Origin of the sequence: Zhihengliuella halotolerans (assembly GCF_004217565.1) — a bacterium.
GTDB lineage: Bacteria > Actinomycetota > Actinomycetes > Actinomycetales > Micrococcaceae > Zhihengliuella > Zhihengliuella halotolerans.
Genome location: NZ_SHLA01000001.1, coordinates 202520 through 223726, shown reverse-complemented (window position 1 = coordinate 223726; position 21207 = coordinate 202520). Strand labels below are relative to the sequence as shown.

Genomic DNA, 21207 nt, shown 5'->3' with positions numbered 1-21207 from the left:
CATCGGTGATGTACTTCACTTATGTTGGTTGATAGAATGTCAGGACACATTTACATCAACTGCGGGAGTGGCGCTGTGGCACTGAACCTCAAGATCTCCAAGGACTCCCCCGTACCGCTCTACCACCAGGTGGTCCAGGGGTTCGAGGCAGCCGTCAACGCGGGCGAACTGCCGCCGGGGACCAAGCTCGAGAACGAGATCGAGCTCGCCCGGCAACTGGGGCTGTCCCGGCCGACGATGCGCAAGGCCATGGACGAGCTCGTGCGCGCCGGCCTGCTGGTGCGCAAGCGGGGTGTGGGCACGCAGGTCGTGGCACCGAATGTGCGCCGACCGCTGCAGCTCTCGAGCCTGCACGACGACCTGACGAAGTCGGGATCGCACCCCACGACGACGGTCATCGAGTTCGGAGTCACAGTGGCGCCTGCGGACGTGGCCGAGCGCCTCGGGCTCGAGGCCGGCGCCGACGCGTACCACATGCTGCGCCTGCGCTCGGTGGACGGCAAGCCGCTGGCCGTCATGGAGAACTGGGTTCCGGCGACGTTCGGCAGCATCGAGGAGGAGGACCTCGCCGCGCGCGGACTGTACGACGTCCTGCGCGGGCTCGGTGTGACCTTCCACCTGGCCCACCAGCGCATAGGCGCCGCGCTGGCGACCCGCCAGCAGGCCGAGCTCTTGGAGATGGCCCCACGCGAGGCCGTCGTGACGATGGAGCGCACAGCGACGGACGATCAGGGCAGAACCGTCGAGACCGGACACCACGTCTACGCGGCGGACCGCTACTCGTTCGAGATGACCCTCATGCAGCACTGACCACCACCGGCAACACCTGAATTGAGGCAAGACGTGACTGAATGGATCTACCGGGCCGGCCAGGCTCCGCAGGGCCCCTGGTTCTGCTCGCTCGGCGCCCATGACTCCACGACCGTCGTCGACGGTTGGAAACACACCGGACTACGCGCCGGCGACTTCGCCGACGGGGACAGCGTCACCCTCGACGCCGCACCCGAGGAGCGCATCGTCATCCCCCTCAGCGGCGACTACGACGTCACCGTCGATGGGACGACCTACTCGCTTGCCGGCCGCGAGTCCGTCTTCCACGGCACCGCCGACGTGCTCTACACCGGCATCGAGGCCGCAGCGACGATCACCGCGCGCGGCGGAGGCCGGCTCGCGATCGCGTCCGCACCGGCGAAGGCCGAATTTCCGGTCCGCCACCTGCGCAAGGAGGACATCCCGGTCGAGCTGCGCGGCGCCGGCCAGTCCTCGCGGCAGGTGCAGAACTTCGGCACGCCCGCTACCCTCGAGGCCGACCGCTTCATCGTGTGCGAGGTCATCACCCCGTCGAGCAACTGGTCCTCCTACCCTCCCCACAAGCACGACGAGGAGAAGGAAGGGGAAACGCAGCTCGAGGAGATCTACTACTTCGAGACCCGCGTCTCGGCCGACGCGCCGGAGGCCGTCCGGACGTCGGGCACCGCCGACTCGCACGGCTACCAGCGCGTGTACGCCTCCGACGAGCGCCCGATCGACGTGGCTACGGAGGTCCGCTCGGGCGACGTCGTCCTGGTCCCCTACGGCTGGCACGGCCCGGCGATGGCTTCGCCGGGGTACGACCTCTACTACCTGAACGTCATGGCCGGGCCGGGCCCGGTCCGCGAGTGGCTCATCTCCGACGACCCGCACCACGGCTGGGTCCGCCAGACGTGGGAGAGCCTGGACATCGACCCGCGCCTGCCGTTCACGGCCTGATACACAGCCAGGACGACGCCGGCTCCCACCCTCGCGCGGGGTGGGAGCCGGCGTCGTTCTGTCCTGAGCCACCGGACGGCGCGCGTCGGGGCGCCGATCCCTACGCCAAGGCCTTGGTCCACGGGGCGAAGGCCTGGGCGAAAGCCGCCAGCGCCGCCTCGGAATCCGAACTCGCGTAGGCTTCCATGCCCACCGGACCCGAATACCCCGCCGCGCTCAAGGCTCCTGCGACAGCCCCGTAGTTGATTTCCCCGGTCCCCGGCTCACAACGACCGGGGACGTCAGCAACTTGGATCCCGCCGATGTGCGGCAGCGAGTCCCGCGCGAGCTCGATGAGGTTTCCCTCCCCGATCTGCGCGTGATACAGGTCGAGCATCATTTTCACGTTCGGGCGGTCCACCGCAGCGACGAGCGCCCGGGTGTCCTTGGCTCTAGCCAGGGGGATTCCGGGGTGGTCCAGCACCGTGTTCAGGTTCTCCAGCAGGAACGTCACCCCATGCTGTTCACCGAGGTCGGCTAGCTTGTCCAGGGTGCGCTGGGCGGTCAACCACATCTCACCAGTGCTCCGGTACCGCGGGGACGCCGCCTGCCCGTCGATCAGCCGTGCCGGATGCACCACCAACCGCTCGATTCCCAGCCGCTGCGCCACCGGGATCAGTTCCCTCGCGCTGTCCACCACGCGCTGCGCCGAATCAGGGTCGCACAGACTGCCGTCGCTGTAGCCGGTCATCGAGCCGAAGGCTGCTCCGGTCCCGCGCAGTGTTTCAATGTCCTTGTCTCTCGCGTCCCACAGGTCGACTTCGAAGCCGGCCGCGTGCAGACGTTCGACGCGATCGACGAAGGGCAGGTCGAGGAACACCATTTCGGCGCAGACGGACAGCGACCGGCTCATGCTTGCACCGCCAGGCGCGTTGCGGCGTCGAGGCGCACCGGCAGGCCGCTTTCGACCGACTCCAACGCCGCCAGAGCCACGGCCAGCGCCGCACGCGCGTCGCCGCCGCCCGGGACCGCGAGATCGGCACCCGGAGTTCCGTCCCGCAGGCCGCGCACTTTGCGCGCGAAGACGGCCAGCTGGTCGCGGTAGGCGTCGGCGAACAGCTCGATGTTTAGCCGTTCCGTGGGCCGATGCTCGCCCTGGGCGTCGAAGGTGGCGGTGCTCAGCTGTGCCGGGTGACCGGCTTGCACCATGCCGGACGAACCGAACACTTCACCGCGGACGTCGTACCCGTAGCTGGCGGAGAAATTCGCTTCGGCAACCGCGATCGCTCCATTTGAGTAGCGCATCGTCACCACTGCGGTGTCCAGGAGTCCGTTCTCACGGAATTCGGGTGCCACGAGCGCGTCGGCCATGACGTGCACTTCGGTCACCTCGGCGCCCGGGTTCAACCAGTTCAGCGTGTCGAAGTCGTGGATCAAGGTCTCGGTGAAGATGACGTGAGTGCGGATCTTTTCCGCGCCCGGCAGCCCGCCCGAAACCTGAGGGTCGCGCGTGAGCGATCGCATGAGCTGCGGGGTGCCGATGGCTCCGGTGGAGATCTGCTGTGCCGCACGTGCGAAGTCCTTGGAGAAGCGGCGATTGAAACCGACCTGCAGCACGACCTTCGCTCGCGCAACAGCCTCCAGTGAGGCATCGAGCTCGGTCAACGAATGCGCGGTCGGCTTCTCGCAGAAGATGTGTTTGCCCGCGGCGGCGGCCTGCGCGATGAGACTCGCATGCACCGTGGAGGGTGCCGCGATGATCACGGCGTCGACCCGATCGTCGGCGAAGACATCGGCGATGTCCTCGGTGAAGTTCGGGCAGCCGAGTTCGGCCGCCAGTGCGGCGGCCCGCCCCGGGGCCGGGTCCGCGACCGCGTGCAAGACGGCGTCGTTCAGGTGCTCGGCCACGGTGCGGGCGTGGAAGGCGCCGATCCAGCCGGTGCCAATGACGGCCAAACGCAACGGCTCGCGCACGGTCACGGCGGTGGATTGATAGGCCATGAGTGTACTCCTAGAACGTTCTAATTGATTGGTCAGTGAAAGAGTGCCACACTGAATGACAGATGTCTAGAACGTTCTAGTAGAAAGTTTTCCGGTGCCAGAATCCTCGGCGAAGAGACCAGGCAAGCGCCCCACCCTGACGGATGTGGCTCATACCGCCGGAGTATCGGTGGCTCTGGCGTCCATCGTGATGCGCGATGCCGAGGGCGCCAGCGATAAATCGCGCGAACGCGTCAAGCGCGCCGCGGCCGAGTTGGGATATCGCCCGGATTCCCGCGCCCGCTCATTGCGCAGTCACCGTAACCGCACCCTTGGCGTGACCTTGTACCTGGGTGAGCCCCTGCATGCGGAACTCGCCGATGCCCTCTACGCCGCCGCCGACGAGGCGGGCTATGAACTCGTCCTCGGCGCTACCGGTGCCCACCGAAACGAACTGCGCGCCCTGGACACGCTGGCCGATGCGGGAACCGAGGCGATTATCGCCATTTCGTCCAATCTGTCGTCCGCAGCGCTGGCCCAGGTGGCCGAACAAGTTCCTGTGGTCAGCATGCTTCGACAGGTTCGGGACATCACCTCGATCCTCACCGACGAAGCCGCAGGAATCGAAGCGCTCGTGGATCACCTGATCCAGCGGGGACACCGGCGCCTGCTGCATCTGGACGGGGGAAGCGCCGTCTCTGCGGCCCAGCGACGTACGGCTTTCAAGCACACCGTCGCCCGCACCGAGGGTCGCGTCACCGGTGCAGTCCTCGCGGCAGGCCCTGACGAAACGGCCGCATTCGACGCGATGAACGCCTACCTGGAGCACGAGGATGCTCCCACGCGGGCGACGGCGGTGCTCGCCTTCAACGACCGGGCCGCGCTCGGCGCTCTTCGCGCCATCGACCAGGCCGGCCTCCGTGTTCCCGAGGAGATGGCGGTGACCGGATTCGACGATAGCGAATTCGCGCGACTCGCACACGTGGATCTGACCAGCGTGCGCCAGGACGTCGGCGCCCTCGCCACCGCAGCCCTCGCCGCTGCCACGACCGCCTCGAGGGACGGCAGTGAACACGCGCCACGGTTGGTTATTCGTGGCAGCACCACACCGACCACGCCCTAACCCGAATAGATCAAGTGACGGAAGGGGTGAACCGCGGCCGGGCCCCGCACCGCGGGGCCCGGCCGCCTACGCCCCCGAAAGACCCCGCCCTACACTTCTGCGGGCCGCCAGTCGGGCATTCCTCGCAGCACGACTCTGTCCAGTAGCGCTGCGGCGCGACGGACTCCCTCTTCGGAGTTCAGCAGCACATCTTCGTGCTCGATGTTCAGCGTTCCGTCGTAACCTGCGGCCCGCAGCTCGTACACGAACTCGGCCCAGAACGACTCCCCCGGCAGGATGCCCCAGTCCGAGGGTGACGTAGTTCCATGCGCGTTCGCGTGGGAGCGTCATGGCGGTACCGTCGGGCAGGCCGTTCAACGCAACCAACGGCTTATTCAACCGCGCATCCTTGGCATGCACGTGAACGATAGACCCGGCCAGCCCTCGAATGACCTCCGGGATATCGGCGCCCATGGCCATGAGGTGTGAGGGATCAAGGTTGATCCCCACCGAGTCGCGGCCGATGGCGTGAAGCAGCCGCTGCGCCGTGGAGACGTTGTAGACCAGCTGAGAGAAGCACGGCTCGATAGCCAGTCGCACCGAATGCTCCGCTGAGAACTCGGCCAGCTCCCGCCAATAAGGAATGGCGACTTGCTCCCATTGGTACTCCAGCACGGTCACGTTCTCCGGCGGCCAGGAGCTGGTCACCCAGTTCGGGGTGCGGTCACCGGCCGCAGCCGGTAGCCCTGACATGCACACGACGGTGGGGACTTCCATCAACTGCGCGAGCCGAATGGTCTTGCGTAGTATCGCGTCGTGGGCCGGCCCCGATACCGGGTGCAATTGATTGCCATTGGCGTTCAGAGCACTGATGCGAAGTCCGTGGGCCGCGACGCGATCCCGATATTCCGCCCTGGCGAGCGAGGACTCCAACAACTCATCAAGATCCACGTGCGGCGCCTCGGACCAATTACCCGTGGGGATCTCGATGGAATCGAGTCCCAGGTCGGCGGCGATTCTCAGCACGTCGTCGAAATCGCGGGCGGACAAGGAGTCGGTAATCATTCCGAATTCCATCGGATCACTCCACCTTTCTGTCACTAGGACGGTGTACTAGACGCGCGCCGCGGCGACGCGTCCGGCGTCGACGACCCCGACGAGGAAGCGCTGCCGGAGTTCTGCCTCGGGTCGCCGGCCTACCGCCGCCCCGGTCGGGGCGGCGGTAGGAGCTGTCGGGGATTAGTTCGACGGGAACGCGAACGACGCGCCCGACGCCTCGGAGAGCTCCGGCCAGCGCGTGGTCACGGCCTTGGCCCGCGTGTAGAAGCGGATGCCGTCCGGGCCGTAGATGTGGTGGTCGCCGAACAGCGAATCCTTCCACCCGCCGAACGAGTGCCAGGCCACGGGGACCGGCAGCGGCACGTTGATGCCGACCATGCCGACCTGGATGCGGCGGGTGAACGTCCGCGCCGCGTAGCCGGAGGAGGTGAAGATCGCCGTGCCGTTGCCGTACGGGTTGGAGTTGACCAGGTGGATCGCCTCTTCGAGGGAGTCAACGCGCACGACGACGAGCACAGGTCCGAAGATCTCCTCCTCGTAGGCGCTCATCTCGGTCTTGACCTGGTCGATCAGCGTGGGGCCGACGAAGAAGCCCTCCTCGTGGTCCTCGACCACCAGGTCGCGCCCGTCGACGAGGATCGTGGCCCCGTCGGTCTCGGCCTCGCCAACGATCTTCTGGATGCGGGACTTCGAGGCCGGGGTGATGACGGGCCCCATGTCCGCGCCCGGCTCCGTGCCGTTCTTGACCTTGACGTCTTGGGCACGCTGGACGAGCTTGTCGATCACGAGGTCGCCGGCCTCACCCACCGCCACGGCGACGGAGATCGCCATGCAGCGCTGACCGGCCGAGCCGAAGGCGGCCGCGGTCAGGTGATCGGCGGCCACGTCCATGTCGGCGTCCGGCATGACGACGGCGTGGTTCTTGGCGCCGCCGAGGGCCTGGACGCGCTTGCCGTGCGCCGTGGCGGTCTCGTGCACGTACTTGGCGATCGGGGTGGAACCGACGAAGGAGATCGCGTCCACATCCGGGTGGGTCAGCAGGCCGTCGACCGCGTCCTTGCCGCCGTGCACGACGTTGAAGACGCCGTCCGGCAGGCCGGCCTCCTTCCAGAGGCGCGCCATGAAAAGGGACGCCGAGGGGTCGCGCTCACTCGGCTTCAGGATGAACGCGTTCCCTGCTGCGATGGCGACCGGGGCCATCCACAGGGGCACCATCACCGGGAAGTTGAACGGGGTGATGCCTGCGACGACTCCGACCGGCTGGCGGAAGGAGTGCACGTCGATGCCGGTGGCGACCTGATCGGAGAAATCGCCCTTGAGCGACTGCGAGACACCGCACGCGTACTCGACGACCTCGAGGCCGCGCCCGATCTCCCCGGCGGCGTCCGAGAGCACCTTGCCGTGCTCACTCGTGACGATCTGCGCCAGCTCCGGCGTGTTCGCAGCCAGGAGTTCGCGGAACTTGAAGAGCACGGCGGTGCGCTTGGCGATCGAGACTTCGGCCCATGTGTCGGCTGCGGCCCGGGCCGCGGCGACGGCGGCGTTCAGGTCCGCGGTCGAGGCGAGCTGGAGTTCGCCGGTGATCTCGCCGGTCGCGGGGTTGAAGACGGGCTGGGTCTCGGACCCGGAACCGGCCGTCTCCTCGCCGTTGATGAAGTGGTTGATGCTGGTGGTCATGGTCTTCCTAACCTGCTCGGTACGTCACGCGCTCGCGCGCTTGATGAATTCGTTGATGGTCTGGTTCTGATAGCGGGAGACCTCGTGCGCGTTCTCGTTCTCTGCGAAGACCGAGGAGCACATCACGGCGTCGTCGTTGTCCAGGAAGCCGATCTCGGCCAGGCCGCCGAACAACTCGTCCCAGTCGACGTCGCCGTCGCCGATCTTCAGGTGCTGGTGGACCCGGGCCGGGTTCCCCGCCGGATTGGTGATGTACCGCAGCCCGTGGGAGGCGCGGTGGTCCATGGTGTCGGCGATGTGCACGATCCGGACCTTGTCCCCTGCGGCGCGGAGGATCTCCAGCGGCGCGTCGTTCATGTGGAACGTGTGCGGGGCGACGTACACCATGCCGATGTTCGCGGAGTTGAGGCCACGGATGACGCGCAGTGCCGCCAGCCCCTCCTCCACGAAGTCGTCGGGGTGCGGATCGATCGCGACGTGGATGCTCTCGCGCTCGATGATCGGCAGCAGCTCCTCCATGGACTTGTAGAAGGAAGCCTCCGACTGCTCGGGGTGCTCCGGGCGTCCGGAGAACTCGGTGCCGAACTGGTGCACGCCCAGGTCGACGCCGATCTGCAGCGCGCGCTTCCAGTAGCGGACCGCAGCCTCGCGAAGCTGCTCATCGGGACCCGACCAGCGCAGGACCGGAAGAATCGACGCGACCTGCACACCGGCGTCGTCGCACGCCTTGCGGAATTTCCGCACGAGGCCGTCGTCGGCCTTGGGGTGCGTGTAGAACGGGATCATGTCCGCGTGCGGGGTCAACTGCAGGTACTCGTAGCCGAGGTCGGCGGCGAGCGCAGGGAACTCGAGCAGCGAGTGCGAATGGTGGAACGGAGTCGGGTCGAGGGCGATCTTCATCGGTACAGCTCCGGCTTCTCGTTCAATTCGACGGCCACTTTCTCTCCGCTGGACTGGGCCTTGACTCCGGCCTCGCAGCACGCGGCCGTCGCGTAGCCGTCCCACGCGTTCGGGCCACCTACCTCGTCGCGGCGGGCAGCGTCGACCCAGGACTGGATCTCGCGGTCGTAGGCGTCGCCGAAGCGTTCCTCGAAGCCCGGGGTCACGTCGCCGCCGACGCGGCCGGCCGTACGCGTCACGGGGCCGTGGTCGAGCCCGATGTCGACGATGCCGTCTTCGAGGCTCGCCTGCGTGCCGACTTCGTAGCCGAACTTCGCGTTGACGAAAATCTCGACGTCGACGAGGACACCGCTGGTCGTCTCGATGAGGACCTGCTGCGGGTCGTGCTGACCCGCCGGCGCGTTCCGGGACGGCTTGCCGAGGCGCACCTGGACGGAGCTGATCTCCTCCCCCGTGAGGTAGCGGACGACGTCGAACTCATGCACCACGGAGTCGTTGATGAGCATCTCGTTGGTGAAACCCGGCGGGGTGGACGGGTTGCGGTGGCGGCAGTGCAACATGAGGAGGTCGCCGAGGTCGCCGCCGGAGATGATCTGCTCGAGCTTGGCGTAGTCGGCGTCGAAGCGGCGCATGAAGCCGACCTGGATGCTCTGGCGGCCCAGCTTCTGCTCGGCTTCGATGACGCGCCAGGACGTCGCCGCGTCCGGGGTCAGCGGCTTCTCGCAGAGGATCGGGATGTCCCATTCGAGGGCTTTGATCAGGGCCTCCTCGTGCAGGAAGCCCGGGGTCGCGAGCAGGACGGCGTCGACACCGCCTGCCGCGCGGGCCTCCTCGAGCGAGGCGAAGACCCGTGCCCCGGGGATTCCCGCGGCGGCCTGCCCCGCACGGTCGAGGTCGATGTCGACGACGGCGCTCACGCTCGCGCCGACGATACGGGTGTGGATGCGGTCGATGTGGTCGGCGCCCATGCGGCCGGCGCCGACGACGGCGATTTTCAGGTTCTCGGTCATTGCGTGCCTTTCAGTGGGCGGCGCCGCGCGCGAGGCGGCGCCTGACGGCTAAATGCAGGTGCGGGATCCGCAGGAGAGCAGGTAGTTGCGGGTGCGCTGGGCGATCGGCAACGGGACGTCAAAGCTCTTCACGGGATACATGTCCTGTTCGACGATGCCGAAGATGTCCCGGCCGAGCCGCTCGCAGGCCGCGATCACCTCCCGCAGATCCGGCAGGCCGCCCGGCGGTTCTGTCATGACGCCAGCAGAGTTCGCGCCAGCCCAGGTCATGTTCTCGGCGCGCACCGTGGCCAGGATGTCCGGGTTGATCTGCTTCAGGTGCAGGTAGCCGATGCGCTCCGGGTAGGCCTCGATCAGGCCGATGCTGCTGGCTCCGCCATACTCTGCGTGACCGGTGTCGAGGCAGAGGGTGACGAGGTCGCCGTCCGTGTTCTGCAGGAAGCGCTCGATGTCCGCCTGCCCCTCCACATGCGAGTCGGCGTGGGAGTGGAACTGCTGCTGCAGCCCGAACTCCTCACGCAGGCGGCGGCCGAGCTCGTTGTGGCCGTCGGTCAGGGACGTCCACTGCTCGGCGGTCAACTCGCCGGGCTCCACGGCCTCGCCCGTGACGTCGTCGCGCCACATGGCGGGGATGACCACGATGTGCTCGCCGCCCATGGCGGCCGTCAGTTCGGCGACCTCGCGGGCGGGCTGCCAGGCCGCGTCCCACTGGTCCCGTCCGCGGTGGTAGGCCGTGAAAACGGTGCCGGCCGAGACCTTGAGGTCGCGCGCCTTCAGCTCGTCGGCGAGCCGGGCGGGGTCGGTTGGGAGGTAGCCGTGCGGGCCGAGTTCGATCCACTTGTACCCGGCTTCGGCGACCTCGTCGAGGAATCGCTCCCACGGGGTCTGCTTCGGGTCGTCCGGGAACCAGACGCCCCACGAGTCGGGCGCGGTGCCGATGATGACGGAGCTGTTCTCGCTCATGGTCTCTCCTTATGCTTCGCCCGCGCCGCCGCCCAGGAGGGGGCGCTGGCGGGATTTGTGGTCCGTGTACGTCTGGTAGGCCTGCTGCGTCGAGTCGAGGTCGGACACCGAACTGACCGGCACGTCCCACCAGGATTCGGAGCTCGGGGCGTCGATCAACGGGTCGGATTCGATGTGGATGACGATCGGCCCGCTGCCCTCTGGCGCCGCCTTGGCCCGGGCGATCGCGGCCTCGAGGTCGTCGATCGCGTTCTCCCCCGGTTCGATCCGGTGGACGGTGGCGCCGAGGGACTCGGCGTTCGTCGCGAGGTCCACCGGGAGCGTGGCGCCGTCGTCGAACGTGTGGCGCTCGGCGTCGAGCGTGCGGTACTTCGTGCCGAAGCGCTGGGAGCCGAGGGACTCGGAGAGCGCGCCGATCGAGGCGTAGCCGTGGTTCTGGATCAGCACCACGATCAGCTTGAGGCCCTCCGCGACCGCCGTGACGAGCTCCGTGTGCATCATGAGGTAGGACCCGTCGCCGACCATGACGACGACGTCGCGCCCGTCGCCGCCGTCCGCCTCGGCGATGGCGGCGCGCTTGACGCCCAGGCCGCCGGCGATCTCGTAGCCCATGCAGGAGAACGCGTACTCGACGTGGTAGCCGTACGGATCGGACACGCGCCACATCTTGTGCAGGTCGCCGGGCAGGGAGCCGGCGGCGCAGATCACGACGTCGGCCGCATCCATCGTGCGGTTGGTCGCGCCGATGATGGCGTTCTGGCTCACGAGCGGGGCGTGCCGCTGCGCGAACGCCGCGTCGACCGTCGCGTCCCAGCGGGCCTTCTCGATCTCCACCTTCTCGGCCAGTTCGACCGAGACCCGGGTGCCCCCGAGCGCCTCGTTCAACGCCTCGAGCGCCTTGCGGGCGTCGGCCACGATCGGCAGCGACGTGCCGTGCTTGTAGGCGTCGATCGGTGCCACGTTGATGTTGACGAACTCGACGTCCGGGTTCTGGAACGCGGTGCGAGACGCCGTCGTGAAGTCCTCGTAGCGCGTGCCGACCCCGATGACCAGGTCGGCCTCGGCGGCGAGGGCGTTGGCCGCCGTCGTGCCCGTGGACCCGATGGCGCCGAGCGCCTGCGGGTGGTCCCAGGCCAGGGTGCCGACGCCGGCCTGCGTCCAGCCCACGGGGATGCCCGTGGACTCGGCGAGGGTGCGCAGCGCGTCGGTGGCGAACGCGTAGAGCACGCCGCCACCGGCGACGATCAGCGGGCGCTTCGCCGCGCGGATGCGGCGCGCGGCCTCCGCGATGTCCTCGGGCTCCGGTGCCGGGCGGCGGATGCGCCACTCGCGCTCGGCGAGGAAGTCCTCCGGCACCTCGATGCGTTCGGCCTGCACGTCCTGCGGCAGCGAGATGGTCACGGCGCCGGTCTCGGCCGGGTCCGTGAGCACGCGCAGGCCGTGGGAGAGAGCGGAGAAGAGCTGCTCGGGGCGGGTCACCCGGTCGAAGTACTTGGACAGCGGGCGGAAGGCGTCGTTGACGGTGATGTCGTAGCCGTGCGGGTGCTCGAGCTGCTGCAGCACCGGATCGGCCGCGCGCGTCGCGAAGGTGTCCGAGGGCAGCAGCAGGACCGGCAGCCGGTTGGCCGTGGCCAGCGCCGCACCGGTGAGCAGGTTGGAGGAGCCCGGGCCGATCGACGTCGACACCGCGAACGTCTGGCGGCGGCGCGTGTGGCGGGCGTAGCCGACCGCCTGGTGGGACTGCGCCTGCTCGTTGCGTCCTTGGTAGTAGGGCATGAGCGTCGGATCGGCGACCTGGTACTGCTTCAGGGCCTGGCCGACGCCGGCGACGTTGCCGTGCCCGAAGATGCCGAACATGCCCGGGATCAGGCGTTCGCGGTAGCTCTCCCCGCCGACGCGATCCACCGTGTACTGCCGGCCGAGGAACTCGACGACGGCTTGCGAGACGGACATGGTCCGGGTGCTCATGAGGCGTTCTCCATTTCGGATTCGTTCTGTGCGGTGCGGCGCAGGAGCGAGGCCGCCGCCGCGACGGCGCCCTCGACGTCGCCGTCCGCCGGGTAGAGGAGGGTCCGGCCCACTGTCAGGCCCTGCACGCCCGGCAGGGCGAGTGCAGCACCCCACGTGGCGAAGACCTCGTCCGGGCGGGACGACGGGTCCCCGCCGAGCAGCACGGTCGGCATCGTGGTGGAGGCCATGACGCGCTCCATCTCGTCGACGACGGGCAGCTTCATCCACTTGTGGGCGCTGCTGGCGCCGAGACCGGAGGCAATGGCCACGGATTTGATGACCGCGTCCGGTGTCAGGTCGTTGCGCGCCCGGCCCTCGACGCGCTGGGACAGGAACGGCTCGACCATGGAGATCAGGCCGTGCGCGGTCAGCTCGTCGATGGCGTGCGACGTGTCCTCGAGGAGGGAGGCCGTCGCCGGGTCGTCGTAGGCGATGCGGGTGAGCATCTTGCCGCCGTCGGCCCCGAGGTCCGCGAGGGACTGCGCAGTGTGGCCGGTGAAGCGGTCGTCGAACTCGTTGACGAAGCCTGCCAGGCCTCCGCGGTTCATCGAGCCGAAGAGCAGCTTGCCCTCGAGCGCACCGAGCAGCAGCAGGTCGTCCATGATGTCCGGGCTGGCCAGCACGCCGTCGACGGCGGGGTTCGCCAGGGCCTGCTGCATCCTGTCCAGCAACTCCCTCCGGTCGTTCATCGCCGTCGGATTGCCCTGAGCGCCCATCGCGCCGCGGGCCGTGTGGTCGGCGGCCACGATGAAGTTCTGCTCGCCGAGCTTCGGGCCCGGGTGGCGGCGCCGCGCGGTGGCGGCGCGGGCCACGGCTTGCGGATCCTCCAGCCGGATCCTGGTGAGGAATTCGTATCGTCTCGGGTCGGCGGGGTCGATCTCGGTGCGGCTCATGCGGAGGCCTCCGTCTCGGGGACCAGGCGGCCGCGCTCGGCGAGCAGCGCCACGACCTCGTCGGTGGTGGGCATCGCATCGGCGCACGAGAGCCGGGAGGCGACGAGCGCACCGGCGGCGTTGGCGAAGTCCAGGATCTGGGTGAGCGGCCAGCCGGCCAGCAGCCCGTGCACGAACGCTCCCCCGAAGGAGTCTCCGGCGCCGAGCCCGTTGAGTGTCTCGACGGGGACGGGTGCGGAGACGACGCGCTCGGTGCGGGTCTTGGCCATGACGCCCTCCGGTCCGAGCTTGACGACGGCGATCTCGACACCCGCCTCGAGCAGCCGATCGGCCTGCTCGTCCGGTGTGCCGGCGCCGACGGCGACGGCGCACTCCTCGTCGTTCCCGATGGCCACGGTGACGTGCGGCAGGATCTGGGACACCTGCGCCCGCGCCTCGTCGACGGACTCCCAAAACATCGGCCGGTAGTCGAGGTCGAGCACGGTGTACTGCCCGTCGCGCAGCCCCGTGCGGGGCCGGGCCTCGTGAGCGGCGATGTGCGCTGAAGCGCTCGGCTCCTGGCACAGCCCGGTCACCGTGGACCAGAAGATCCGCGCGTCGCGGATGGCGTCGACGTCGAGCTCCTCGGCCGCGATCTGCAGGTCGGGCGCCGTCGGGAAGCGGCCGTAGAAGTAGAGCGGGAACTGCTGCTCCTCCGGGAGGATCGCGCAGAACGTGGCCGGCGTCTGCAGTCCGGCGACACCGGAGACGTACCGGTCGTCGACGCCGAACTTGGCCAGCTCTGAATGCAGGTACTCCCCGAACGGGTCCTGCCCGGTGCGGGTCACGACGGCGGTGCGGTCGCCGTGGCGGGCCGCCGCGACGGCCACGTTCGACGGCGAACCTCCCAGGTATTTGCCGAAGGACTCGACACGGTCCAGCGTCACGCCAACGTCGTTGGGGTAGATGTCCACGCTGATGCGTCCCATCGTGATGAGGTCGAAGCTCACTTCGTCCCGCCTTCCTTCCGAATTCCGGTGGATCAGGCCTTCAACCATTGTGATGCCTGTCACCGGATACTCTGCTACGAACAGCTATGTCCTGTCAAATGATTGTCAGGACAATGAAACAATCACTGGTGGCAGCGACGCCGCGCCGCGCAACGCCACGGCCCACTGCGCTCCTGTCTGTGCGACTACACCCCGCTGCCGCCGGGGACCGCGAGCTCGCCCGTGAGGTACTGAGCCCGGCCGAAGCCGAAACTCCAGTCCTCGGGCCCGTTCTCCACATAGCCAAGGAAGATGTCCTCCCCGGCGACGCCGACACGCTCGAGGGAGGCGGCGACGCCGTCGTACAGCGCTTGCTTGGCCGCCCGGTCGCGGCCGCGCTGAGTGAAGATCTGGATCATCACCACGGCCCCGCTGCGCTCGAACCCGAGGCCGGCGTCCTGGGCGATGATGCGCCCAGTCGGGTGCTCGGTGACGATGTGGAAGTAGTCGCGCTCCGGGATGCCATAGGCGGTGACGATCGCGTCGTGCACAGCACGGCTGATCGCGCCGACCTCGTCATCCGGCCGCTGGCCGGCCAGATCGATTCGCACGAGCGGCACGGCGCTACTCCTTCCCGGCCTTGAGGTGGTGCAGGTAGATCTCGCCGGTCTGCACATCCTCCTCGACCTTCTCCAACGTGATGCCGCGGGTCTCGGGGACCTGCGTCTGCACGAAGATGATGGCCAGAACGCCGAGGCCCGCGAACATGAAGAACGTGCCGGTGATCCCGACGCCTTCCACGAGCGACGGGAAGTACAGGCCGAGGAACGCGTTGGCGATCCAGAGGCAGAACACGGAGACGCCCATGCCGAAGGCGCGCACGCGCAGCGGGAAGATCTCCGAGAGCAGGACCCAGACGGCGATGTTCAGGAACGTCTGCATCGAGCCGACGAAGGCGACGACCAGGATCAGGATGACCCACGGACGGGCCGGATTCCCGTCTTCGAGGACGATCGAGAAGATGCCGATCAGCACGTGGCAGACCGTGGTGAGGGTGAAGCCGATCAGGAGGGTCTTGCGGCGGTCCATGGTCTGCATCAACCGCAGTGCGATGAGGCCGCCGACGACGGCGATCACACCCGGCGCGATATTGGCCACGAGGGCCATCTTCTCGGCGAACCCGGACTCGACCAGCACCGTCTGGCCGTAGTACATGATCGAGTTGATGCCGGTGAACTGCTGGAAGACGCCGATGCCGATGCCGACGAGGAGGATGCGGACGAACCACTTGTTCTTCAGGGCGCCGAAGCCCTCGTTGACGGAGCGCTCGTCCTTGGCGGCCGACTGGCGGATGTCGTCAAGTTCGGCGTCGGCGCGGTCCGTCGAGCGGACCATGCGCAGAACCGACTCTGCCCCGTCGATGTCGCCGCGGGCGACGAGCCAGCGCGGGGACTCCGGCATGCGCAGCATGCCGATGAACAGCGCGATCGCCGGCAGGGCGGCGACGGCGAACATGATGCGCCAGACGCCGTCGATGTCGCCCCAGACGTTGCCGATGATGGCGTTGATGACGAACGCGGCCAGCTGGCCGATGACGATCATCAGCTCGTTGCGGCCCGCGAGCGATCCGCGAATCTCGTACGGGGCCAGCTCGGCGAGGAAGACGGGAACCACCGTGGAGGCGCCGCCGACGGCAAGGCCGAGGATGATGCGGCCGACGACCAGGACGGCAAATCCGGGCGCGAACACGACGCACATGGCGCCAACGAAGAAGAAGACGGCCAGCAGGAGAATCGTCCGGCGGCGCCCCCACCCGTCGGAGATGCGCCCGCCGATCATCGCGCCGATCGCCGCGGCGAAAAGCAGGGAGGACGTCACGACGCCCTCGGTGAACGCGGTCAGCCCCAACTCAGCCGACATCGGCCGCAGAGCACCGTTGATCACGCCGGTGTCGTAGCCGAACAACAGCCCACCGAAGGTCGCGATCATGGCGACCAATCCCAGCTTCTTCCGGTGCGGCCCCGGTGTCAGCGGCGGCAGTCCCGCCGGCGCGCCGCCGGGGGCGGCGAACGGATTGCGCGAACTCATGAAGACTCCTTCGTCCAGTCCCATTGTGATTGGTGTCTCACCAGACTAACGCGCGAAAGACAGTTTGTCAGGTCATACTCACAAGTTTCGTCAAATTTTGCTCGCCCGGGTCGTCTCCCCGCCGGCCGCAGGCACCATCGCGTGGGAGAATTGGCCCATGCCAGAGCAGTGGACGTCAGAGACTGCGCACAGGCGCGCGCCCGCGGCCACGCAGGAGGACGTCGCCCGCGAACTCGGCATCTCGCGCACCCTCGTCTCGCTCGCGCTGCGGGACCGCCCCGGCGTCAGCGCGTCGATGCGCCAGCGCATCCTCGAGACCGCCGACCGCCTCGGATACCGCCGCAACAGCCTCGCCGCCGAACTGGCCCAGCGGCAGCGCACCGCGGTCGGCCTGCACCTGCTCGATGCGCACAACGACGTCTACACAACGATCCTGAGCAGCGTGCAGGCGGTCATCGCCCCCGCCGGGCGCCGGCTCGTCCTCGCCGTGAACTCCCGTTCGGGGCGTGACGACCCGCAGCCTCGCAACACCCTCCTCGAGGCCAACGTCGGCGTCATCATCTCGGCGACGTCAGTCGCTCCCGACGACGAGGTGCGCGCCTTGAACCGGATCCTGCCCGTCGTCCTCGTCGCCCGGCGGGTCGAGGGAGTCGACAGCGTCTACGTAGATCACGACGTCGGGGCGCGCGCCGCCGTCGAACACCTCGCCGGACTCGGGCACACGCGGATCGCCCACCTGACCGGCCCCTCATTCGAAGGCCACACTCAGCGCCGCGCCGGCTACCTCGAGGCGATGCGCTCGCTCGGGCTCACCCCGGAGATCGCCACGAACCCCGGATTCGCCCGGGAGGAGGCCTTCGGGGCCGCCCGCGCTCTGCTCGACCGACCCGCTTCGGAGCGCCCGACGGCTGTCTTCACCCACAACGACGAGCTGGCCCTCGCCGTCCGGGAGGCCGCAGCCGACCTGGGGCTGCGCGTGCCGGAGGACCTCTCCGTTGTCGGCTTCGACAACTCCCGGGCGGCCGGCCTGACCGGTGTCGACCTGACCACCGTGGACATCCGCGGCGACGAGCTCGGCCGCGCGGCCGCCGAGGCGGCCATCCGCAGGCTCGAGCACCCGGGCGTCCCCCCGCTGCAGCGAGGCTTCACCCCCTCGCTTGTCGTGCGCCGGTCCACCGCTCCCCCGCGGGGCGTGTGAGCTCCATCTCGAGCACGTCGAGGCCGCGCGAGCGGTTCACCTGCCCCTCGCCCGCGATGCACCTCCCGGTTGGCGGCGACGGCGGAAAGCGTGAAACGATGTGCGGATGAGCAGCCAGCAGTTTCCGCTGATCGACGCCCGCGAAATCCTGCGTGTGGTCGGCGGCGCAGCCTTCACCCGCGGCAAGGGTTACGCGGACACCGATCGCATCCTCGACATCGACTGGGACGACTCCGACGCGACCCTCTCAGCCGACGTCCAGGGCACCGACCTCGAGCCCTACACGACCGTCGTCCAGCTCGTGAATGCCAAGAACGGCTGGCGCATCGGCTCCGCCTACTGCTCGTGCCCTGTCGGGCAGAACTGCAAGCACACGGCCGCGATCATGATCGAGTCGAACTCGATTCACATGCGCGCCAAGGACGACATCGTCGTCGAGGCGCCCGTCTCCTCCCCGGCCTGGCACCAGAGCCTCGACGGCCTCCTCGCTGCGGGCGCCGTTCCCAAGGCGACCAGTCCGAAGCCTCAGGCCTCCTCCGACGCCGTCGATCCCAGCGGGCGAATCCAGCCGCTCGCGCTGCAGTTCGAACTGCAGGACAACATGCTCTCCGCCCACCGCCAGTGGGCCCCGGGAAGCGGCGCGGGCCGCCAGCGCGCTGCCCGCCGCTTCCAGCTCGGTGTCCGCCCGATGGTCCGCTCGGGCAATGGGCGCTGGGTGCGCGGCAACCTGCGCTGGAATTCGATCAGCTTCAAAACCTACGGACTGAATCTCGACGAGGAGCAGCACCGCTGGTTCTGCCAGTTCGTGCCCCTGCACCGAGCCAACGGTCAGTTGTACTTCGGCGAGGACAACGACTGGATCAACCTCGACGATTTCTCCTCGCCACTGCTGTGGACCCTGCTCGGCGAGGCCCGTGACCTGGGCATCGAGTTCATCGGACGCAACGGCGATGCGGACATCCGCGTCGCCGATCCCGCCGGGCTCGTCCTCGCCGCCGTGAGGCCGGGCGGATCCTCGACCGAAGCCCGCGACGCGGGCACCGCTCCCGTGCCCGGGGACGACGACGGCCCCCTGACGCTGGCTCCGGCCCTCACCGTGGGCGAGGAGAACGTCCTGCTCGGCGGCGATGTGCCGGCCGGCCCCATCGGCCACCACGGCGCCTACCTCGGCCTCGACGGCGGCCACCGGATCCTCCTGGCCCCCATGGCGCACCGACTGAACCCGACCGAGCTCGAGATGTTCCGCCACCCGGAATCGATCGAGATCCCGCGCGATGACGTCGACAGGTTCCTGAAGAAGGTCTACCCGCGGCTCGGCCGCAAGGTCACGGTCGCCAGCCCCGACGGCTCGGTCGAACTACCCGATATTCAGCCGCCGAAGCTCGTCCTGAAGGCGACCTTCACGGGCGAAGACGAGGCCGAGATGAGCTGGGACTTCGACTACGGCGACGTCGTCGTCGACGCGGACACCCGCGACGCCACGGCCGAGGCGGAGCTCGAGCGCGCCGTGCTGCGCGCGCTCGAGGAGACACCGCTGGCCTGCGCTTCTCTGGCTCCGCGCAGCCTCAAGGGCCTGCAGACCGTCGACCTCATCCGGCACGTCATTCCGGCGGTCGAGGCCACCGACGGTGCCGAGGTCCGCACCAGCGGCGATCAGCCGCCCTTTCACGAGCTGACCGAGGCGCCCGAGCTCACCGTCACGACGGTCGAGTCCGAACGCCGCGACTGGTTCGATCTGGGGCTGATCATCGCCGTCGGCGACCTGCGCATCCCCTACGCCGATATCCTGCGCGCGCTCTCGCGCGGACAGACGCGAATGCTGATGCCGGACAAGACCTACTTCTCGCTCGAGCAGCCGCTGTTCGACAAGCTGCGGGAGCTCGTCAGCGAGGCGACGCAGCTGACCGACGGCGACGCCGACGCGCTCCAGATCACGCGCTACCAGGCGTCCCTGTGGGAGGAACTCGACGCTCTCGCCGTGCAGACCGAGGGCCCCGACTCCTGGTACGCCGGCGTCGGATCTCTGCTGGATTTCGCGGAGTCCGGACCCGTGGACCTGCCCTCGGGGCTGCGGGCCGAACTGCGTCCCTACCAGCTCTCAGGGTTCGGCTGGCTGGCGACCCTCTGGCGCAACGGGCTCGGCGGCGTCCTCGCCGACGACATGGGCCTCGGCAAGACCCTGCAGACGCTCGCGCTGATGCTGCACGCTAAGCAGACATGGGCCACGGGCGCGGATCGCTCTGAGAGCACGGGTGATGCGACCAACCTGCCCGGTCCGTTCCTCGTCGTCGCCCCCACCTCGGTCGTGAGCAACTGGGAGGACGAGGCCAAGAAGTTCGCCCCGGACCTGCGGGTCGCCACGGTCTCGGACACGCAACCGCGCGCGACCGTCAAGCTCGCGACCCTCGCCGCGGAGTACGACATCGTCATCACCTCCTACACGCTCTTCCGCCTCGACGCGGACGCATATCAGGAGCAGACCTGGGCCGGACTTGTGCTCGACGAGGCGCAGTTCGTGAAGAACAAGGCGACCAAGGCGCACCAGGCCGCCCGCGACCTGACCGCCCGCTTCAAGCTGGCCATCACGGGCACCCCCATGGAGAACAACCTGATGGAGCTGTGGTCGATCTTCTCGATCGTCTCCCCCGGCCTGTTCCCCTCCGCGGTGCGCTTCGCCGAAAACTACCAGCGCCCGATCGAGCGCCAGGGCCTGAGCGAGCCGCTCGGCCGGCTGCGCCGCCGGGTGCGCCCGTTCATGTTGCGGCGCACGAAGGACGCCGTCGTCACGGACCTGCCGCCGAAGCAGGAGCAGGTACTGCACATCGATCTGACGCCGAAACACCGCAAGATCTACGACACGCACCTGCAGCGCGAGCGCCAGAAGATCCTGCGCCTGGTCGAGGACATGGACAAGAACCGGTTCACGATCTTCCAGTCGCTGACCCTGCTGCGCATGCTGTCCCTGGATGCCTCACTCGTCGACGACGAGTACGCGGGCGTCGCGAGCGCGAAGCTCGATGTGCTCTTCGAACAGCTCGAGGATGTCCTGGCCGAGGGCCACCGCGCCCTGGTCTTCAGCCAGTTCACGTCCTTCCTGAAGCGGGCCGCTAGCCGGCTCAAAGACGAGGGCGTCGAGTACGTTTACCTCGACGGGTCGACCCGTCGGCGCCAGGAGGTTATCGCCGCGTTCAAGGAGGGCCGCGCACCGGTCTTCCTGATCTCCCTCAAGGCGGGTGGTTTCGGCCTGAACCTGACGGAGGCCGACTACTGCTTCCTGCTCGACCCGTGGTGGAACCCCGCAGCGGAGTCCCAGGCGGTCGACCGCGCCCACCGCATCGGCCAGACCCGCAATGTGATGGTCTATCGCATGGTCGCCAAGGACACGATCGAAGAGAAGGTCGTCGCCCTCCAGGACGCCAAGCGCAAACTCATCTCCTCGGTCATGGACGAGGGCGAGGGCTTCGGCTCCACGTTGACTGCAGACGACATCCGGGACCTGCTCAAAGACTGACGTTCACGGGTCGCCCGCCGGCGCCCTGAAAGCGCACGACGACGGCGTGGTCGCCCGTCGCTTTCACGCGACGGCCGCTTCCACGTCGCCTGATGCGGATCACGATTTCGAGCCGGCCCG

General features: G+C 68.3%; 17 protein-coding genes. 5 read left to right on the top strand and 12 right to left on the bottom strand.

From position 1 onward, the window contains the following. Nucleotides 1–36: 36 nt before the first annotated feature. Nucleotides 37–810: a GntR family transcriptional regulator gene (locus tag EV380_RS00955; protein WP_130448705.1), complete on the top strand. Its 774-nt coding sequence runs from the start codon at nt 37–39 to the stop codon at nt 808–810. A 33-nt stretch (nt 811–843) separates the two neighbouring features. Beyond that, on the top strand, nt 844–1749 hold the full coding sequence (gene iolB / locus EV380_RS00950; RefSeq protein WP_130448703.1) for a 5-deoxy-glucuronate isomerase: 906 nt from the start codon (nt 844–846) through the stop codon (nt 1747–1749). Nucleotides 1750–1849: 100 nt separating this feature from the next. On the opposite strand, the gene EV380_RS00945 is transcribed toward iolB, so the two are convergent. Both EV380_RS00945 and EV380_RS00940 read right to left on the bottom strand, forming a co-directional pair. Continuing rightward, nucleotides 1850–2641 carry a TIM barrel protein gene (locus EV380_RS00945; RefSeq protein ID WP_130448701.1) on the bottom strand — a complete coding sequence of 264 codons (792 nt, stop codon included), beginning with the start codon at nt 2639–2641 and terminating at the stop codon, nt 1850–1852. Then, complete coding sequence (locus tag EV380_RS00940; RefSeq protein WP_130448699.1) at nt 2638–3729, bottom strand: Gfo/Idh/MocA family oxidoreductase; 1092 nt, start codon at nt 3727–3729, stop codon at nt 2638–2640. The genes EV380_RS00945 and EV380_RS00940 overlap by 4 nt, the downstream gene beginning before the upstream one ends. Nucleotides 3730–3823: 94 nt before the next feature. Between EV380_RS00940 and EV380_RS00935 the strand changes: the two genes are divergently transcribed. After that, nucleotides 3824–4831, top strand: a complete 1008-nt coding sequence (locus EV380_RS00935; protein ID WP_130448697.1) for a substrate-binding domain-containing protein — start codon at nt 3824–3826, stop codon at nt 4829–4831. Between the two features lie 66 nt (nt 4832–4897). Here EV380_RS00935 and EV380_RS00930 read toward each other — a convergent pair whose 3' ends face one another. The 10 genes from EV380_RS00930 to EV380_RS00885 all read right to left on the bottom strand — a co-directional run bounded on the left by EV380_RS00930 (nt 4898) and on the right by EV380_RS00885 (nt 16378). Next, the gene (locus EV380_RS00930; protein WP_242607454.1) at nt 4898–5875 is read right to left on the bottom strand and encodes a sugar phosphate isomerase/epimerase family protein; all 978 of its coding nucleotides are present in this window, start codon (nt 5873–5875) and stop codon (nt 4898–4900) included. A gap of 174 nt (nt 5876–6049) precedes the next feature. Next, on the bottom strand, nt 6050–7546 hold the full coding sequence (locus EV380_RS00925) for a CoA-acylating methylmalonate-semialdehyde dehydrogenase (protein WP_130448695.1): 1497 nt from the start codon (nt 7544–7546) through the stop codon (nt 6050–6052). Nucleotides 7547–7570: 24 nt separating this feature from the next. Then, nucleotides 7571–8446, bottom strand: a complete 876-nt coding sequence (locus tag EV380_RS00920; protein WP_102160938.1) for a sugar phosphate isomerase/epimerase family protein — start codon at nt 8444–8446, stop codon at nt 7571–7573. Continuing rightward, entirely contained in the window at nt 8443–9456 is a 1014-nt protein-coding gene (locus EV380_RS00915; protein ID WP_130448693.1) for a Gfo/Idh/MocA family protein, read from the bottom strand. Before EV380_RS00915 ends, EV380_RS00920 begins: the two co-directional genes overlap by 4 nt. A 48-nt stretch (nt 9457–9504) precedes the next feature. After that, a complete protein-coding gene (locus EV380_RS00910) occupies nt 9505–10419 on the bottom strand; it encodes a sugar phosphate isomerase/epimerase family protein (protein WP_130448691.1) in 915 nt (304 codons plus the stop codon). Nucleotides 10420–10428: 9 nt separating this feature from the next. Next, a complete protein-coding gene (iolD, locus tag EV380_RS00905) occupies nt 10429–12372 on the bottom strand; it encodes a 3D-(3,5/4)-trihydroxycyclohexane-1,2-dione acylhydrolase (decyclizing) (RefSeq protein ID WP_130452040.1) in 1944 nt (647 codons plus the stop codon). 11 nt (nt 12373–12383) lie between these two features. Further along, entirely contained in the window at nt 12384–13322 is a 939-nt protein-coding gene (locus EV380_RS00900) for a Cgl0159 family (beta/alpha)8-fold protein (protein WP_102160932.1), read from the bottom strand. Further along, a complete protein-coding gene (gene iolC, locus EV380_RS00895) occupies nt 13319–14311 on the bottom strand; it encodes a 5-dehydro-2-deoxygluconokinase (protein ID WP_130448689.1) in 993 nt (330 codons plus the stop codon). The genes EV380_RS00900 and iolC overlap by 4 nt, the downstream gene beginning before the upstream one ends. A gap of 185 nt (nt 14312–14496) precedes the next feature. Next, complete coding sequence (locus EV380_RS00890) at nt 14497–14910, bottom strand: tautomerase family protein (protein WP_130448687.1); 414 nt, start codon at nt 14908–14910, stop codon at nt 14497–14499. Nucleotides 14911–14914: 4 nt separating this feature from the next. Continuing rightward, the gene (locus EV380_RS00885; protein ID WP_130448685.1) at nt 14915–16378 is read right to left on the bottom strand and encodes a sugar porter family MFS transporter; all 1464 of its coding nucleotides are present in this window, start codon (nt 16376–16378) and stop codon (nt 14915–14917) included. Nucleotides 16379–16535: 157 nt separating this feature from the next. Between EV380_RS00885 and EV380_RS00880 the strand changes: the two genes are divergently transcribed. Beyond that, the gene (locus EV380_RS00880; RefSeq protein ID WP_130448683.1) at nt 16536–17576 is read left to right on the top strand and encodes a LacI family DNA-binding transcriptional regulator; all 1041 of its coding nucleotides are present in this window, start codon (nt 16536–16538) and stop codon (nt 17574–17576) included. 106 nt (nt 17577–17682) lie between these two features. Next, a complete protein-coding gene (locus EV380_RS00875) occupies nt 17683–21087 on the top strand; it encodes a DEAD/DEAH box helicase (RefSeq protein ID WP_130448681.1) in 3405 nt (1134 codons plus the stop codon). The last annotated feature ends 120 nt before the right edge of the window (nt 21088–21207 follow it).